The organism is Azospirillum largimobile, from assembly GCF_977007025.2.
This window is the reverse complement of the sequence record NZ_CDRMUA020000001.1, coordinates 2,716,608-2,732,269: the sequence shown is the minus strand read 5'-3', so window position 1 is coordinate 2,732,269 and position 15,662 is coordinate 2,716,608. Positions and strand designations below refer to the sequence as shown.

At 69.2% G+C, this 15,662-nt stretch carries 17 protein-coding genes; 8 read left to right on the top strand and 9 right to left on the bottom strand.

The genetic code is table 11. The annotated features are described in order from the left end of the window. Window positions 1-30: 30 nt before the first annotated feature. From ACWPKK_RS12955 to ACWPKK_RS12930, 6 genes are all read right to left on the bottom strand, one after another. A complete protein-coding gene (locus tag ACWPKK_RS12955) occupies window positions 31-942 on the bottom strand; it encodes a DUF1848 domain-containing protein (RefSeq protein ID WP_452004486.1) in 912 nt (303 codons plus the stop codon). Between the two features lie 245 nt (window positions 943-1,187). Next, the gene (locus ACWPKK_RS12950; protein ID WP_149223685.1) at window positions 1,188-1,745 is read right to left on the bottom strand and encodes a NifU family protein; all 558 of its coding nucleotides are present in this window, start codon (window positions 1,743-1,745) and stop codon (window positions 1,188-1,190) included. A gap of 167 nt (window positions 1,746-1,912) precedes the next feature. Next, on the bottom strand, window positions 1,913-2,401 hold the full coding sequence (locus tag ACWPKK_RS12945) for a universal stress protein (RefSeq protein ID WP_452004482.1): 489 nt from the start codon (window positions 2,399-2,401) through the stop codon (window positions 1,913-1,915). 18 nt (window positions 2,402-2,419) lie between these two features. Further along, window positions 2,420-3,160: a TIGR02186 family protein gene (locus ACWPKK_RS12940; protein ID WP_452004787.1), complete on the bottom strand. Its 741-nt coding sequence runs from the start codon at window positions 3,158-3,160 to the stop codon at window positions 2,420-2,422. 41 nt (window positions 3,161-3,201) lie between these two features. Beyond that, complete coding sequence (locus tag ACWPKK_RS12935; protein ID WP_324867298.1) at window positions 3,202-4,119, bottom strand: sulfite exporter TauE/SafE family protein; 918 nt, start codon at window positions 4,117-4,119, stop codon at window positions 3,202-3,204. A gap of 94 nt (window positions 4,120-4,213) precedes the next feature. Then, the gene (locus ACWPKK_RS12930; RefSeq protein WP_452004480.1) at window positions 4,214-4,744 is read right to left on the bottom strand and encodes a hypothetical protein; all 531 of its coding nucleotides are present in this window, start codon (window positions 4,742-4,744) and stop codon (window positions 4,214-4,216) included. A 141-nt stretch (window positions 4,745-4,885) separates the two neighbouring features. On the opposite strand from ACWPKK_RS12930, the gene ACWPKK_RS12925 reads away from it, so the two are divergent. After that, window positions 4,886-5,365 (top strand): hypothetical protein, encoded by a 480-nt coding sequence (locus ACWPKK_RS12925; protein ID WP_452004478.1) that lies wholly within the window; start codon window positions 4,886-4,888, stop codon window positions 5,363-5,365. Window positions 5,366-5,444: 79 nt separating this feature from the next. Here the strand turns inward: ACWPKK_RS12925 and ACWPKK_RS12920 are convergent, their stop codons facing one another. Further along, entirely contained in the window at window positions 5,445-6,440 is a 996-nt protein-coding gene (locus ACWPKK_RS12920; RefSeq protein WP_452004475.1) for an adenosine kinase, read from the bottom strand. A gap of 166 nt (window positions 6,441-6,606) precedes the next feature. Here ACWPKK_RS12920 and ACWPKK_RS12915 point away from each other — a divergent pair, with 166 nt between their 5' ends. The 4 genes from ACWPKK_RS12915 (at window position 6,607) to ACWPKK_RS12900 (ending at window position 10,108) form a co-directional block, all read left to right on the top strand. After that, the gene (locus ACWPKK_RS12915) at window positions 6,607-7,065 is read left to right on the top strand and encodes a winged helix-turn-helix transcriptional regulator (RefSeq protein WP_324867290.1); all 459 of its coding nucleotides are present in this window, start codon (window positions 6,607-6,609) and stop codon (window positions 7,063-7,065) included. After that, the gene (fabF, locus tag ACWPKK_RS12910; protein ID WP_452004472.1) at window positions 7,062-8,330 is read left to right on the top strand and encodes a beta-ketoacyl-ACP synthase II; all 1,269 of its coding nucleotides are present in this window, start codon (window positions 7,062-7,064) and stop codon (window positions 8,328-8,330) included. The genes ACWPKK_RS12915 and fabF overlap by 4 nt, the downstream gene beginning before the upstream one ends. A 96-nt stretch (window positions 8,331-8,426) precedes the next feature. After that, window positions 8,427-9,122, top strand: coding sequence for an EI24 domain-containing protein (locus tag ACWPKK_RS12905; RefSeq protein WP_324867286.1), 696 nt, complete (start codon window positions 8,427-8,429; stop codon window positions 9,120-9,122). 107 nt (window positions 9,123-9,229) lie between these two features. After that, a complete protein-coding gene (locus ACWPKK_RS12900; protein WP_452004468.1) occupies window positions 9,230-10,108 on the top strand; it encodes a polymer-forming cytoskeletal protein in 879 nt (292 codons plus the stop codon). An 81-nt stretch (window positions 10,109-10,189) separates the two neighbouring features. Here the strand turns inward: ACWPKK_RS12900 and nth are convergent, their stop codons facing one another. After that, entirely contained in the window at window positions 10,190-10,825 is a 636-nt protein-coding gene (nth, locus tag ACWPKK_RS12895) for an endonuclease III (protein WP_452004465.1), read from the bottom strand. A 275-nt stretch (window positions 10,826-11,100) separates the two neighbouring features. On the opposite strand from nth, the gene ACWPKK_RS12890 reads away from it, so the two are divergent. Continuing rightward, window positions 11,101-11,583 (top strand): hypothetical protein, encoded by a 483-nt coding sequence (locus ACWPKK_RS12890; RefSeq protein WP_452004462.1) that lies wholly within the window; start codon window positions 11,101-11,103, stop codon window positions 11,581-11,583. A gap of 94 nt (window positions 11,584-11,677) precedes the next feature. Further along, the gene (locus ACWPKK_RS12885) at window positions 11,678-12,283 is read left to right on the top strand and encodes a DUF2244 domain-containing protein (protein ID WP_452004460.1); all 606 of its coding nucleotides are present in this window, start codon (window positions 11,678-11,680) and stop codon (window positions 12,281-12,283) included. 83 nt (window positions 12,284-12,366) lie between these two features. Here ACWPKK_RS12885 and ACWPKK_RS12880 read toward each other — a convergent pair whose 3' ends face one another. After that, window positions 12,367-14,595 carry a mechanosensitive ion channel domain-containing protein gene (locus tag ACWPKK_RS12880; protein WP_452004458.1) on the bottom strand — a complete coding sequence of 743 codons (2,229 nt, stop codon included), beginning with the start codon at window positions 14,593-14,595 and terminating at the stop codon, window positions 12,367-12,369. Between the two features lie 343 nt (window positions 14,596-14,938). Here ACWPKK_RS12880 and ACWPKK_RS12875 point away from each other — a divergent pair, with 343 nt between their 5' ends. After that, window positions 14,939-15,652 carry a sulfite oxidase-like oxidoreductase gene (locus ACWPKK_RS12875; RefSeq protein ID WP_452004455.1) on the top strand — a complete coding sequence of 238 codons (714 nt, stop codon included), beginning with the start codon at window positions 14,939-14,941 and terminating at the stop codon, window positions 15,650-15,652. Window positions 15,653-15,662: the final 10 nt, after the last annotated feature.

Here is a 15,662-nt window from a genome sequence, read left to right as displayed (position 1 = left end):
TGAAAATCCTCGCCGCGCATCCCCCTCACCCTAACCCTCTCCCCGGGGGGGAGAGGGGACTTCGGAGCGCAGAGGCCGCGCCACCAGAAACTCCCCCTCGGGGTCATGCGCAGCGAAGCGCTGCTGTGCCTTGCCACGGTCGGCGACGGCGTAGCAGTAGACGCAACCATGCGGACAGCTGTCGTAGTCGCCGATGTCTCGGCTCTCCGCGCACAGGCAGCCGGGCCGGTTGCCCTTCTCCCTTGCCGCGACCGGATACCCCGCCACGTCCGACAGCCGAACCGCATCGACGCAACGGGCCGGCGCCGTGCCGGGCGTGTCCACCAGCTCCGGCTGGGTGCAGAGCGTCAGCGCCATCCCCTCCCCCGCCGCGATGCCGGCCAAATCCGTCAGCAGCTCACGCTTCTCCGCCCCTTCCGGATCGCGCCAGCCGATGCCGGCCGCGGCGAGGTTGCGGGCGGTCTTGCGGTAGGGCTGCAGGAAGGACACCACCACCTCCTCGGTCGCCCCGCGCAGCGAGCGCGCGATGGCGGCGAAGGTCTCGCGATGCCAGTCCGGCGGCGTGGCCTCGGTCAGCGCGATGGGATCGTAGCGCCAGACCGCCGCACGCGGTCCCCAGCGCTCGCGCACCCGTGCCATATGGCCGACTGCCGTCTCCCAATCGGGAACCGAACGCTCCAGCGCGGTCGGCAGGCCGGTGACGCTGTACTGCACGACGAAGGGAAAGCCCCGTTCCGCCACGCTGTCGAGCGCGCCGAGAAACGGCCCCAGATTCTTGGTCCAGAAGATGAAGCCATCGACCGCCGGCCGGGTCAGGTCGATACGGTAGGTCTGGCCGCCATAGGGATTGACCATCCGGCAATAGCCGGCATCCAGGCGGTTCAGGAACCAGCGCCCGTAGAAGGCGGGAATGTCGGTCTTGTAGCTGGCGGAGATGATCATGCAGCCAGCATGGGAATGCCGGCCCGCCGCATCAAGGGCGGGCCGGCATCAACAGCTGGTTGCCTGACGCTTTGACGTACAACATAAAGCCCCTCTCCCCTTGCGGGAGAGGGGTTGGGGTGAGGGGTGCTGCTCGGCCTGCAAAGGCGAAGGCAAACTTCGGCCCGGCAAGTCTGCCGACGCCACCCTCACCCCAACCCCTCTCCCATCGAGGGAGAGGGGCTTGAACCGATTGGCTTACAGTCTTACTGGACGGCGCGGACTTCGACCACTTCGGGGATGTAGTGGCGCAGCATGTTCTCGATGCCGTGCTTCAGCGTGGCGGTGGAGCTGGGGCAGCCGGAGCAGGCTCCCTTCATCGCCAGATAGACCACGCCCTTCTCGAAGCCCTGGAAGGTGATGTCGCCGCCGTCCTGGGCGACCGACGGGCGGACGCGGGTGTCCAGCAGCTCCTTGATCTGCTCGACGATCTCCTCGTCGTCGGCGTTCGACGCCGCGGCATGGCCGTCGCCGCCGTCCTCCAGCAGGACCGGGCGGTCGGCGGTGAAATGCTCCATGATGACGCCGAGGATCGACGGCTTCAGCAGGAACCAGTCGCGCGCGTCGGTCTTGGTGATGGTGATGAAGTCGGCGCCCAGGAACACGCCGACGATCCCCTCGATCTCGAACAGGCGCTGGGCGAGCGGCGAACGGGCGGCATCCTCGCGGCTGGTGAAGTCGGCGGTGCCGCGTCCGAGCACGTCACGCCCCGGCAGGAACTTGAGAGTCGCCGGGTTGGGCGTCTGCTCGGTCTGAATGAACATGGTCTGGTCCTCCATCGGCGGCGGAATGGAACCGCCGGAGCGCCCGGGATCGGGACGCAAAACGATTGGGGGAAATCTGGGCCGAAACGCCGGGCGGATCAAGGACCCCGGTTGTGTGGGTATTCGGCATCCGGCATGCGCCGCTATCCTTACCTGCGTGTTCTCGCTTACGTGATCGCGTCCAGCGCCTCGTTGCTGAGGCCGCCGGGGACGATGGTCAGCGGAATGCGCAGGCGCCCCAGCCCGCGGCCGGTGTAGTAGGAGATCAGCGGGCCGGGGCCTTCCGGGTCGGTGCCGGCGGCCAGGACGAGGATGGATATGCTGGGCTCCTCCGCGATCAGGGCCAGCACCTCCTCCAGCCGGTTGCCCTCGCGGACATAGAGCGCCGGCAGGGTGCCGGTCAGCTGGTTGACCTCGCGCGCCAGCTTCTGCAGCTTCTGCTCCGCCTCGGCGCGCTGTTCCTCGCGGATCAGGTTCTCCACCGCCAGCCAGTGCTGCATCTCGCCCTGTTCCAGCACGGTCAGCAGCGCCACCTTGCCGCCCGACTTGCGGGCGCGCAGGCAGGCATAGCGCAGCGCCACCTTCAGCTCGGGGCTGTCGTCGACCACCACCAGGAAGATGCGCACGGGCGTGGGAGTCTGCGTCGCGTCGGTCATCTCGATATCCCTCTCGGCTTAGACCCGGCGGAATGCGGCGCCGGCCGCCCAGCCGGCCGCGATGGCGCCGATGACGGCGGCCACCCCGTAGGTGACCGGGCGGTTGCGGGCGAAGTCCGACACTTCGGCGCTGAACCCGATCTTGGACACCACCAGCGGCGTGGTCTGGGCGCTGACCACGTCGCCGTCACGAATCAGCAGGGCTTCGACATTGTACAGCCCGGTCGGGACATTGGCCGGAAAATAGATGTTCGTGCGGAACAGCCGCTCGCCCAGGAAGGCGACCTGTCCCATTGAGATGGCGTACAGCCCCTGGCGCTGCTTGTTGCGGATCAACGCGCTGCGGTAGGCGGCAAGCTGTTCCGGCGGCAGGGTGGCGTCGGCCGGCAGCTGCAGTTGCGGCAGGCCCAGCTGGTGGCGCTCCAGCACCGGGCGGCCGACCAGCTGGTCGAGCGGGCGGCTGACCGCCACCGTGTAGAAGCTGGGCACCTGGTCGAAGCGCAGGCTGTCGGTGTTCATCCACATGCCGGCCACCCGCTCCTTCCGGCGGACGGTGGCGGGCGCCCGCGGGCCGGTGACGACGATGGCGACGTCGCCCGCCCCGTCGGTGGTGCCGAACAGCACGACCTCCGTTCCGGTGAAGCCGGTGGTGATGGCGATCAGGTGGCTGGACAGGTCGGCGACCAGCTGCTGCGCCCACACCGTTGCCGCAACCGTGCCGCCCAGCAGCAGCCCGGCCAGCGCCGCCGCCCCCTGCACGAGCAAGCGTTTCGTGGGCCTACGTTTGGTCCACACGGCCATCACCGCACCCCCATGGTCAGGGTGAACAGGTCGTCGGGGCGCGAGAACAGGTCGAAGGCCAGCTTCAGCGCCACCGCCACCACGATCGTCGCCAGCGCCAGACGGGCGTTCTCGCCGCGCAGGCGGCTGCCGGCCTTGGTGCCGAACTGCGCACCGACCACGCCGCCGATCAGCAGCAGAAGCGCCAGCATGGCGTCCACCGTCTGGTTGGTGGCGGCCTGCAGCAGGGTCGCCGCCGCGGTGGTGAAGATGATCTGGAACAGCGAGGTGCCGGCGACCAGACCGGCGGGCATGTTCAGCAGATAGATCATCGCCGGCACCAGGAGGAAGCCGCCACCGATGCCCATGATCGCCACCAGCATGCCGCCGACCGCCCCGATCCCCGCCGGCAGCAGGGCGGAGATGTAGAGCTTGGAGCGCTGGAACCGCATCTTGAACGGCAGGCCGTGCAGCCAGATGTGGCGGTGCAGCTTGCCGCGCCTGGCCGTGGGCGCGCGGCGGCGCAGGATGGCGCGGCTGCTTTCCACCAGCATCATCCCGCCGATGGTGCCCAGGAAGAAGACGTAGGACAGGGTGATGGCGATGTCGATCTGGCCCAGCCGCTGCAGGATGCCGAAGATCCACACCCCCACCGCGGTGCCGACCACGCCGCCGCCCAGCATCACGACGCCCAGCTTCACATCGACATTGCCGCGCCGCCAGTGGGCGAGCACGCCCGACACGCTGGCGGCCACCAGCTGGTTGGCCTGGGTGCCGACGGCGATGGCGGGGGGAACGCCGATGAAGATCAGCAGCGGCGTCATCAGGAATCCGCCGCCCACCCCGAACATGCCCGACAGGAAGCCCACCAGCCAGCCCATGCCGAGCACCAGCAGCGCGTTGACCGACATCTCGGCAATCGGCAGGTAGACTTGCATGGGTGGACGTGTCTGTCGGCAGCGGAGGGAGCGGCAGCTTACCCGAGCCGGCGCGGTGGCGGAAGACCGCAGCGCCGGCCTTTGGGGCTAGACGTCAGGACACCGCGGCGTGGAAGAAGACCTGATAGCCCCCCTTGTGCGGGAAGACATGCTCCGCCTCGCGCCGGGCGGACTGCATGTCCAGCGCATGCACCAGCACCCGGTTGCCATAGCGCCAAGCCGGGTTCACCGGCTTCCCGGCGGCGCGGGCGGCGGCCGCGACGGTGGTGTCGTACTGCACCTCCGCCCGGAAACCGCGCCGGTTGGCGGCGGGAGTGCCGAGGACATGCAGAAAGACCGGCGGCTCCTTGTCCAGGGTGTCGATCTGGCGCTGGAGATGGTTGGCCCGCTGTTCGGCGGCGGACAGGCGGCCCTTCGCCTCCTCCAGCCGGCAGGTCAGGTCGGCCAGCGCCTCCGTCTCCGCGCGCTGGCGTTCCTTCAGCGGCAGGACCGAACGCCGCATCCGCTCCAGCCCGGCCGCCCGTTCCCAGCCGCGGCGGAAGCCGATCCAGCTCAGGTGGCACAGCACCGCCAGCGCCGCCAACAGCGGGACCACCGAGTCGAGGATCGTCCGCACCGCCTCCATCACCGCACCATCCCCTTGCCTTCATGCTTGCCCTTGGCACGTCCATTGCTGAACCGCCGACAAGCACGCAGCAAGGAGCGTGCCGGAGGGACGGATGGGCAATCGGTTGCGTGCGGACGGCACGACACGGGAGACGGGGCGATGACGTCGGACGCGCCGCTGCTTCTTGTCCTGGAGATGGTGATCCTGCTGGCCTGCCTCAGCTGGATCACCGTGTCGATCATCCGGATCGGCCACCGGATCGCCGCCGTCCAGCGCCGCAAGTCGCAGCTGCGCCAGGGACGGACCGAGCTGACGCAGACCACCGAGGCGCTGCGCCGCGACATGCGCCGCAACGAGGCCGAACTGCGCCAGACAGAAGAGGCGATCGCCGTGCGCACCGCGCAGGCGGCGGAGCTTCAGCGCCGGCTGAACGACCTTCGCCGCCACGGCCCCAGGGAATACACGCTGCTGAACGAACGGTTCGGCGACAAGGACCGGCTGTGGCTGCTCACCGTCCCGCGGCCGGACCGTCCGGAACGCTGGGCGGTGGCCGCCCCCGACAGCGGGACGGCGATGGCGCTGCTGTGCGCCAGGATCACCGTGCCGGAACGGCCGGTGGTGGACGACCAACTGAATTAGCGCAAAAAACGGAACCGGCCGCAGTTGCAGAATGCAACGCGGCCGGCAACGTGGTCGCGAAATGACGCGCAATTCGCGCTTACAGGACGCCCTTCGAAGCGACCAGGTCGCGCAGGTTCACCTCCGGCCGGGCGCCGACATGGCTGATGATCTCCGCCGCGGCGATGGCGCCCAGACGGCCGCAGACCGCCGGAGACAGGCCGCGGGTGTAGCCGAACAGGAAGCCGGAGGCATAGAGGTCGCCGGCGCCGGTGGTGTCGACCACGCGCTCGACCGGCTCCGCCGCCACCTCGACCACCTCGCCGCCGGAGACGATGACGGCGCCCTTCTCGCTGCGGGTCAGCGCCGCGGTCTTGCCCAGCCGCTTCACCGCGGCCAGTGCATCCTCGAAGCGGTCGGTGCCGTAGAGGGCGCCGATCTCATGCTCGTTGGCGAACAGGATGTCGACATGGCGTTCCACCAGATCGACGAACTCGGCATGGTGGCGGTGGACGCAGAAGCTGTCGGACAGCGACAGCGACACCTTGCGGCCGGCGGCATGGGCGATCTCGGCCGCCTTGCGGAAGGCCTCCTTGGCGCGGGGCGGGTCCCACAGATAGCCTTCCAGATAGGTCACCTGCGAGCCGGCGATCAGCGCCTCGTCGATGTCCTCCGGCCCCAGCTCCACGCAGGCGCCGAGATAAGTGTTCATGGAGCGCTGGGCGTCCGGCGTCACCAGGATCAGGCAGCGCGCGGTCGGCGCCCCGGCAACCAGCGGCGCGCTGTCGAAGGCGACGCCCGACGCGCGGATGTCGTGCCGGAACACGTCGCCCAGCTGGTCCTTGGCGACCTTGCCGATATAGGCGCCGCGGCCGCCGAGCATGGCGATGCCGGCCATGGTGTTGCCCGCCGAGCCGCCGGAGACCTCCACGCCCGGACCCATGCGGCCGTACAGCTCTTCCGCACGAGCGGCGTCGATCAGCGTCATCGCCCCCTTCTCGATGGTGTTGGCGGCGAGAAAGGCGTCGTCGGCGTGGGCGATCACGTCCACGATGGCGTTGCCGATGCCGGTGACGTCGTAGGCAGACGCGGCCATGGGCTCTCCTGACAGGTCAAGCGGTGAAGGCGATGTTGCGGCGCGAGTATAACCGCGGGCGCTCACATCACAAGTGCGGCTCCTGGAAGCACTCCCGATGTTTCCCTGTTGCGCCCGTGCCGGCAGTAGCTTGCATGATGAAAGTGACTATGCCACTGTCGCCGCCATGCGACGCACCCGGCTGACCGATGTCCCCTGCCCCATCGCCCGTGGCCTCGACGAGGTCGGGGAATGGTGGTCTCTGCTGATCCTGCGCGACGCGATGCGCGGCCTGACACGCTTCGACGAGTTCCAGCGCAGCATCGGGCTTGCCACCAACATGCTGACCCGCCGCCTGCAGGCCCTGGTCGAGGCCGGGCTGCTGGAGAAGCGGCCCTACCAGGAACGTCCGCTGCGCCACGGCTATCATCTGACCGACAAGGGACGGGATTTCCTGCCGGTGCTGGTCGCCATGGCCGACTGGGGCAGCCGTTGGCTGCTGCCCGGCGGGGCGTTCCGGCTGGTCGACAGCGAGACAGGGCAGCCCGTCGACCCGGTGCTGGTCGACCGGAACAGCGGCGAAGCGGTCCGGCCGGAGCGGCTGCGTCCGGAATTGACGATCCCTGCAAAGGACGAAACGCAATGAGACGAGTCGTGGTCACCGGTCTGGGGGCGGTCACACCGCTCGGTGCCGGCGTGCTGCCGAGTTGGCGCGCCGTTCTGGACGGGCGGAGCGGCATACGGGCGATAACCGGGATCGATGTCGCCGACCTGCCCTGCCGCATCGCCGGCCAGGTGCCGGAAAGCGGCGATGCGGCCCCGGATGCCGTCTTCGATGCGGATGCGGTGGTTCCGCCGAAGGACCAGCGCAAGATGGACCGCTTCATCCTGCTGGCGCTCGCCGCCGCGGAAGAGGCGGTGTCCGATGCCGGCTGGCGCCCGGCGGACGTGGAGGCGCAGGAGCGCACCGGCGTGCTGATCGGCTCCGGCATCGGCGGCCTGCCGGGGCTGGCCGAGACGGCGCTGACCCTGCACGAGAAGGGGCCGCGCCGCATCTCGCCCTTCTTCGTGCCGTCGATGCTGATCAACCTCGCATCGGGCCACGTGTCGATCCGCTACGGCTTCCGCGGGCCGAACCACGCGGTCGTGACCGCCTGCGCGACGGGGGCGCACGCCATCGGCGACGCGGCCCGGCTGATCGCCATGGACGACGCCGACGTCATGCTGGCCGGCGGCAGCGAGGCGGCGCTCTGCCGGCTCGGTCTGGCGGGCTTCTGCGCCGCCCGCGCCATGTCCACGGGCTTCAACGACGACCCGGCCCGGGCGTCCCGCCCCTGGGACCGCGACCGCGACGGCTTCGTGATGGGTGAAGGAGCCGGCGTGCTGGTGCTGGAGGAGCTGGAGCATGCCCGACGGCGCGGAGCCAGGATCTATGCCGAGGTCACCGGCTACGGCCTGTCGGGCGACGCCTACCACATCACCTCCCCGGCGGAGGACGGCAACGGCGCCTTCCGCGCCATGCGCGCCGCGCTGAAGCGGGCCGGGCTGGCGCCGGAGGAGGTCGATTACGTCAACGCCCACGCCACCTCCACCCCGGCCGGCGACCCGGTGGAGATCGCGGCGGTCAAGCGCCTGTTCGGTCCGGCGGCGGCCGGCCTTTCCATGTCCTCGACCAAATCGGCGACCGGCCATCTGCTGGGGGCGGCGGGTGCCGTGGAGGCGATCTTCGCCATCCTGGCCCTGCGCGACCAGGTGGCCCCGCCCACCATCAACCTGGACGCGCCGTCGGAGGGCTGCGACCTGGACCTCGTGCCGCTGCGGCCGAAGGAGCGGCGTATCCGTCATGTCCTGTCCAACAGCTTCGGCTTCGGCGGGACCAACGCAGCGCTGGTGTTCAGCCCCTTGGCGTGACGGGGGTGACGGAATGGGGGACTGGAACCCGGGGCTCGCCCACCGTAGATATGCGGGCGGCCGCGCGCCCTTCCCCCACCGCCTCACGGACCGCCGATGATCCGCGCCCTTCTGCTCGCCTTCTCCCAGCTGACCGATCCCCGCGTGCGCCGGGTGGTGTGGACCGGCATGTTCGTCTCGGCGCTCGCCTATGCGCTGCTGGCCGGCGGAACGTGGTGGGCACTGTCGGTGACGCCGCTCAGCGGCTATGTCTGGCTCGACACCATCATCGACCTGCTGGGCGGGCTGGGGGTGCTGGTGGTGGCGTGGCTGCTGTTCCCGGCCACCGTCGGCATGGTGTCGAGCTTCTTCCTGGACGAGGTGGTCGAACGGGTGGAGGCGCGCCACTATCCGGCCCTGCCCGCCCCGCGCCAGGCCGGCTGGCTGGAGGAGCTGGCGACGGCGCTGCGCTTCCTGATCCTGGTTCTGGCGATCAACTTGGTGGCGTTGCCGATCTACATCTTCGCGCCGGGCCTGAACCTGATCGTCTTCTACACCGTCAACGGCTATCTGATCGGGCGGGAGTATTTCGAGATGGTCGCCCACCGGCGGCTGGACCGGACGTCGGCGCGGATGCTGCGGCGGGCCCGGCCGCTGAAACCTTTTTTGGCCGGGGTCGCCATCGCCTTTCTTTCGACAATCCCCTTCGTCAATTTGCTGGTCCCGGTCGTCGCCAGCGCCTTCATGGTTCATGTCCTACAGTCCATGTCGGCTCCCCTTGCGGCGGGCCGGACGACCGTGATACGCCGCTAGGCGGCACGGCCGCACACCGTCGCCTGCCCGGCGGCGCCCTTCCGGCACCGGGCCTCCAGCCCTCCGGCCCATCCCGCCACCCGTAGTCCAGATTGGGGGAACCGCTCATGCTGTTCGGACGAAAGACTCCGCCCGCCGCTCCCAAGGCCGACAGCCCCGCCCCACCGCAGCCGGGTGCCCGTCCGTACGCACCGGGCGAGGCCGGCGCCGTCTCGTCGCCGCTCGCCTCGCTGAACAATCCGGTTCCCGGCCAAATCCCTGGGCACATGCCCGGACAGATGCAGGGCGGCGACCCGACATCCGCCGTCGCGGCCGGCGCCGCCGCACCCAGCATGGCCCACGCGCTGGCCGATGCGCAGCACGCCGCACCGGCTTATCCCGATATGCCTTCCGCCTCGAAGGGACCCGACATGAACAGCATTCCCAAGCCCCCGACCGCGCCGTCCGTGCCCGGCGCCGGTTTCAAGACCGATGTGCCGCGCCGCGTCGTCGACATGCCGGGCTCGGCCCCGCGCCAGCCGTCGATGCCCGTCGGCACCCCGGCGGCCCCGGTCGCCGCCGCTCCGGTTCCGCCCGCCCCGGTCGCCCCGGCCATGCCGGAGCAGCGCCGCCTGACCGTCGGCCGCGACATCTCCCTGACCGGCGAGATCGGGTCCTGCGACGTGCTGGTGGTCGAGGGCACGGTGGAGGCCAAGCTGCGCGAGGGCCGTCTGGTCGAGATCGCGGAGTCCGGCCTGTTCAGGGGCTCGGTCGACATCGAGGAGGCAGACATCGCCGGCCGGTTCGAGGGTGACATCGCCGTCCGCGGCCGTCTGACCGTGCGCTCCACCGGCAAGATCACCGGGTCGATCCGCTTCGGCGAGCTGGCGGTCGATGCCGGCGGCCAGCTGATCGGCGACATCCAGATCTACGGAGCGGGCACCAAGCCGGCCGCCATCACGGCCCCGGCGCCGGTCGAGCAGGCCCCGACGGCCGAAGCGGTCTGAACCGCTCCAGACGCAAAAAAGCCCGGCTGGCTCCCGCCATGCCGGGCTTTTTCGTGCCTCGACTTCATTATGGGGCACGGGTCAGGCGATGACCTTGTCCTTGAAGGCGCAGAGGTCGGCCACGGGGCAGATCGGGCAGTCGGGCTTGCGGGCCTTGCAGACATAGCGGCCGTGCAGGATCAGCCAATGGTGGGCATGGCGGCGGTAGAGCTTCGGCACCGCCTTCAGCAGCTTGGCCTCCACCGCGTCCGGCGTCTTGCCGGGTGCGAGCCCGGTGCGGTTGCCGACGCGGAAGATGTGGGTGTCGACGGCGATCGTCTCCTCGCCGAAGGCGACGTTCAGGACCACGTTGGCGGTCTTGCGACCGACGCCGGGAAGCTGTTCCAGCGCCTCGCGGTCGCGCGGCACCTCGCCGCCATGGCGTTCGATCAGCAATTCCGACAGGCGGATGACGTTCTTCGCCTTGGTGTTGAACAGGCCGATCGTCTTGATGTAGTTGCGCAGCCCTTCCTCGCCCAACGCCACCATCCGTTCGGGCGTGGTGACGATCTTGAACAGCGGGCCGGTGGCCTTGTTCACGCCGACATCGGTCGCCTGGGCCGACAGGACGACGGCGACCAGCAGCGTGTAGGGATTGACGTATTCCAGCTCGCTCCGGGGTTCCGGGTTGGCGGCGGACAGGCGGCGGAAGAATTCCTGGACGGCGGCGGGCTTCATGGCAGCCACCATAGCCGCAACGGCCGGGGTTGCGCCAGCGCCGGGGAAGCAGGTGCCGGAATGCGGCGAACCGACCCAAACTGCAGCGCTGCATCGCAGATTGCGACAGAAATGGAGAGAAATCACGCCAATCCAACAGAATTCGTCGCAGGAATGGCGCTTCTCCCCGGATCCGGTGGTGGCGTATGATTTGCTGGTCGGCAAGACACCGGCCGAACGCCTGTGCTTGAACCATGGATCTTCCTGGTTGTATTGCGCGGTCAGGATAAGGGTATATGGATATGACCGCTTCTTATCTTGTGGAAGTCAGGGACTGGGGACTGCACGTCCGGTTGCAGGGTCCGCTGTCGATCGACCAGCGCGATGCCGTCGCCCGCCAGGTGGAGGTGCAGTGCGCCAACCTGGGCAGCCGCGGCACGCCGTGGAGCAGCCTGATCGAGTTCGACCGTTTCGAAATCGACGACTTCCGGCCCGAGATCGTCGTCGCCCTGATGACGCTGGCTCGGCGCTGCGGCCAGCTGCGCTGTGCGGTGGTGATGACCGACTGGCATTGGGCCTCGGTGATGGCCGATGCGATGATCGCCGCCGGCACCGACGATCAGGCACGGATCTTCGTTCAGGCGGCAGGCGACACCGCAGATGCGCTTGAGGAGGCTTCCGCCGACGGGATGCCGGCTGGCGATTTCGCCAAGATGGACAGCGCCATGGCCTGGGTGCTGCACGGCGGCGTGGTGCCGATGGTGTCGAAAGCGGCATAACCCCGCCGTTCCAATACTTAATCGGCACTTGATCGGCGGATCGCTTTTCAACGGGCGGTTTTCAGCAGCGCGCCGGTCGTCTAATATTGCCGCCATGCCCATCGACATCTCCGACTCCCGGCCCGGCGACCAGCCCCACGGCCGGCCGGACGGTCAGGCCGGCGACGCTCCCCAGGGGGATCACGCCGGCAGCGGTCCCGTGCGCGTGTTCTTCGACGCCATCCTCCACCCCCACCGCAGCCTGGGCCGCAACGGCTACCGGACGCTGATGGCGGTGGTGATCCTGCTGAATCTGGTCGTCGCCGGCATCTTCATCGCCAACGGCGCCTGGCCGGTGGTTCCCTTCTGCGGGCTGGACGTGCTTGCCCTGTGGCTGGCCTTCCGCGTCAGCTACCGCTCCGCCCGCCAGTACGAGCGGGTGCGGCTGACCGAAACGTCCCTGACGGTGCAGCGGGTTCACTGGAAGGCGCCGGAGCGGCGCTGGTCCTTCCATCCCTATTGGCTGCGGATCACCCACAACGAGCGCGCCGACCACGACAGCCGCGGTCCGGCCGGTCAGGTCACGCTGAGTTCGCACGGCCAATCGGTAGGCGTCGGCAGCTTCCTGTCGCCGGCCGAGCGGTCCAGCTTCGCCCGCGCGCTGGACGACGCACTGCGCAGCTGGCGCCGCCCGCCCTGCCCGCCGACACCGGCGGAGTAAGGATGGCACCACGGCGAAGACGGCAATGAAAACGCCCGGCAGAGCCGGGCGCTTTCCTCTCCATGCAGTCGGAGCCTTGCCCCTCACGACCCCTGGCTGAGCGCCTCCGCCAGCGCGCGGTCGTGCGGGTTCTGGCCGACGACCAGCTGCATCGACTGGGTCGGCATGGCGATGCCAAGCTCGTCGAACTTCTTCTTCAGCAGGCGGTTGAACTCGCGGCTCACCCCCCACTGGCGGGTCGGGCGGGTCTTGAACTGGGCCAGGATGTTGATGCCGGTATCGGACAGCTTGTCGACGCCCAGCACCTCCAGCGGGTTCAGGATGTCGGCGGCGAACTGCGGCTGGGCCTGCACCTCGGCACCCGTCTCCTTCAGCACGGAGATGATGCGGTCGGGATCCTCGCGGTTGGACACCGTGACGGTGAACAGCGTGACCGAGAAGTCCTTGCTCATGTTCTTCACGGTGGTCACGGCGCTGAAGGGCACGGAGTGGACGGCGCCGGCGCCGTCGCGCAGGCGGATGGAGCGGATCGAGATCGCCTCCACCGTGCCGGAATGGCCGCCGCCGACATCGACCACGTCGCCGACCGACACCGTGTCCTCGAACAGGATGAACAGGCCGGTGATGATGTCCTTGACCAGCGTCTGCGATCCGAAACCGATGGCCAGACCGACGACACCGGCACCGGCCAGCAGCGGCGCGATGTTCACGCCCAGTTCCGACAGGGTGATCAGCGACACCATCGTCACCAGCAGGATCAGGAAGGCGTTGCGCAGCAGCGGCAGCAGCGTGCGCATGCGGGCGCTGCGTTCGATCCGGGTGCCGTTCTTGTCGGTGGCGCGCAGCAGATGCTCGATCAGCGCGCTCACCACCTCCCAGGCGACGATGGCGCCGGCCAGCAGCAGGCCGATGGAGATGGTGCTGCCGACGATGCGGCGGCCGGCGGCGGATTCGACCAGCCCCAGCGTGTCGACGCCCCAGCCGTTCAGCGCAACGCCCAGCGCCACCAGCCAGATGATGATCTTGCCGATGCGCTGGACGATGGGGAGATAGTGGAAGGCGCGGGTGTGCAACTGCGGCAGGTTGCCGGCCAGATCGCGGTTCATGGTCAGGCCGCGGCGTAGCGCCCGGTTCAGACCGCCCACCAGCAGCCGGGCCACCACCACCGCCACCACCGTCACCACGGTGCCGCGGGAGAGATACTCGAAGCCGCCATAGACGTTCAGCACCCAGACGCCCAGCGTCACCACGACATAGAGGATGGCAAGGACGTGCCAGATCTCGGCGAAGCGGCGGCGCGCGGTGCGCAGGACCGCCCCCTGCCCTTCCGCCTCGCGCCGGGCGGTGGCCAGCGGGTCGCCGTCGCCCGACAGCGGGTTGCCGCGCATCCAGTCGGCCACGGCAACGCGGTTCTGCAGGATCAGGACGATCGTCATGGCGGCGAGCACCACGCCCAGCAGCTTCAGCAGCGCGCCGTAGGCACCCAGCGGCAGGCCGAGCACATAGGCGCCCTCCGCCAGGAAATACCCATAGACGGCGACCGCGATCAGGCGGCGCGACCAGACGTAACAGCGGCGCGCCCCGGCGTCGCTGGTCTGGACGATCCGCAGGTTGGGAGCGTCGGGAGCGAAGGTCATCCGCACCAGGATCAGCAGCGCCTGGGTGATGACCGTGGCGTTCACCACCGCCAGCGCCACCAGCCGCACGCGCGGCGCCGGTTCGGTCACCGACAGGATGGTGTAGGCGACGACGATGAAGCCGACGATCGGCGCCAGTTCCAGCACGGCACGGCCGAGCAGCATGGGGATGCGCAGCAGGGCGGAGCCGACATGGCGGGAGGCCAGCGCATTGCGCGGCCGGGCGAGCAGCCAGGCGATGCCGCGCGCAGCCACGGCGCCGAGTCCGAGGATCATCGCCAGCTGGATGGCGATCTGCACCCAGCGCTCACGCGCCATGTCGTCCTGCACCTGCCGCTGCACCCAGGACAGGGCGCCCGGCAGGTCGGCGAAGACGTTGGCGACCTGCACCAGCTGGCGGCTGACCACGTCCATCCGCGCCGCCAGGAAGGCCAGCGCCCGGGCGCCGATGGTCTGCGGCAGCGCCGATTCGCCCTCCGCCTCCTTGGCCTGGGCCAGCCCGCGCTGGGCGGTGATCAGGTTGCGCAGCTGCGTGACCAGCTGGGACCGGGCGTCCTGGTTCTCCAGCGTGCCGACCAGCGCCTCCAACTGCTGCACGGTCGCCTCGTCCACCACAACCGGGGCCGCGGCGGCGGGCGCGGCGGGTGCCGGAGCGGTGGGTGCAGCGCCGGGCACGGGGGAAGCCGCCAGCGCGGCCGTCCCCGCTCCGGAAAGCAGGGAAGCAAGCAGCAGAACGGCGAGGCCACGTGACAGGAATAGACGCCAAGCGCGTGCGAAGGGAGATGCGGCGGGCGCTGCGAACCGGATCATCGGCAAATCACTCGGGTGGTCTCGGATATGGGCGGCAGAGAACGGCAGCGGGACACGGCCGGCCGGCACCCTGGCGTGGAACTGTGGCTCCAATATGCCGGGTTTCGGGAAGTTAGTTCTCCCGCTTCCGCTTGCCAACCCGACTGTCTGTTCCTTTTTTAAGCGGGACCCATGCTGGACAAACCGAACACGTGGAAGAGGACGAGCCATGAGCGATACACCCCCCAAACCGGACATCAGCACCGGATTGGAACCGGACCGGGAGGTCGAACAGGAGGGTGCCGTCCGCGACAAGCTGGTCGCCGCCAAGGAGCAATGGGCCCGCGACGGCCGTGCGCTGACCGGCCATGCCGCCGATCCTGCGCGCGACCGGCTGCCGCCCGGCCAGCGGCTGGTCACGGACTGGCCGGTGCTTGACCTCGGCATCACGCCCAAGGTGACCACGGCCAACTGGACGCTCGCGGTCGACGGGCTGGTGGAGAACCCGCTGTCCTGGACGTGGGAGGATTTCCAGGCCCAGCCGCAGGAGAGTTTCGTCTCCGACATTCACTGCGTCACCACCTGGTCGCGCTACGACAACCGGTGGGAGGGTGTCAGCGCCCGCCGCCTGCTGGAACTGGCACGGCCCAAGCCGGAGGCGCGCTTCGTCGTCTTCCATTCCTTCGACGGCTACACCACCAATGTCGCCCTGTCCGACTTCGACGACGACGGCGTGCTGCTCGCCACGACCTGGGAAGGCCAGCCGATCAGCCGCGACCATGGCGGGCCGGTGCGCATCGTGCTGCCCAAGCTGTATTTCTGGAAGAGTGCGAAGTGGGTGAAGCGGATCGAGCTGCTGGCCGGCGACCGCAAAGGCTATTGGGAGGTCCGCGGCTACAACAACCACGCCGACCCGTGGCTGGAGGAGCGCTATTCCGACTGACGCCGTGACC

Coding starts and splice junctions, on each gene's coding strand:
- ACWPKK_RS12875 (WP_452004455.1), top strand. CDS start 14,939: ATGAGCGATACACCCCCCAAACCGGACATCAGCACCGGATTGGAACCG.
- ACWPKK_RS12885 (WP_452004460.1), top strand. CDS start 11,678: ATGCCCATCGACATCTCCGACTCCCGGCCCGGCGACCAGCCCCACGGC.
- ACWPKK_RS12945 (WP_452004482.1), bottom strand. CDS start 2,401: ATGACCGACGCGACGCAGACTCCCACGCCCGTGCGCATCTTCCTGGTG.
- nth (WP_452004465.1), bottom strand. CDS start 10,825: ATGAAGCCCGCCGCCGTCCAGGAATTCTTCCGCCGCCTGTCCGCCGCC.
- ACWPKK_RS12955 (WP_452004486.1), bottom strand. CDS start 942: ATGATCATCTCCGCCAGCTACAAGACCGACATTCCCGCCTTCTACGGG.
- ACWPKK_RS12905 (WP_324867286.1), top strand. CDS start 8,427: ATGATCCGCGCCCTTCTGCTCGCCTTCTCCCAGCTGACCGATCCCCGC.
- ACWPKK_RS12900 (WP_452004468.1), top strand. CDS start 9,230: ATGCTGTTCGGACGAAAGACTCCGCCCGCCGCTCCCAAGGCCGACAGC.
- ACWPKK_RS12915 (WP_324867290.1), top strand. CDS start 6,607: ATGCGACGCACCCGGCTGACCGATGTCCCCTGCCCCATCGCCCGTGGC.
- ACWPKK_RS12930 (WP_452004480.1), bottom strand. CDS start 4,744: ATGGAGGCGGTGCGGACGATCCTCGACTCGGTGGTCCCGCTGTTGGCG.
- ACWPKK_RS12950 (WP_149223685.1), bottom strand. CDS start 1,745: ATGTTCATTCAGACCGAGCAGACGCCCAACCCGGCGACTCTCAAGTTC.
- ACWPKK_RS12935 (WP_324867298.1), bottom strand. CDS start 4,119: ATGCAAGTCTACCTGCCGATTGCCGAGATGTCGGTCAACGCGCTGCTG.
- ACWPKK_RS12890 (WP_452004462.1), top strand. CDS start 11,101: ATGGATATGACCGCTTCTTATCTTGTGGAAGTCAGGGACTGGGGACTG.
- ACWPKK_RS12925 (WP_452004478.1), top strand. CDS start 4,886: ATGACGTCGGACGCGCCGCTGCTTCTTGTCCTGGAGATGGTGATCCTG.
- ACWPKK_RS12920 (WP_452004475.1), bottom strand. CDS start 6,440: ATGGCCGCGTCTGCCTACGACGTCACCGGCATCGGCAACGCCATCGTG.
- fabF (WP_452004472.1), top strand. CDS start 7,062: ATGAGACGAGTCGTGGTCACCGGTCTGGGGGCGGTCACACCGCTCGGT.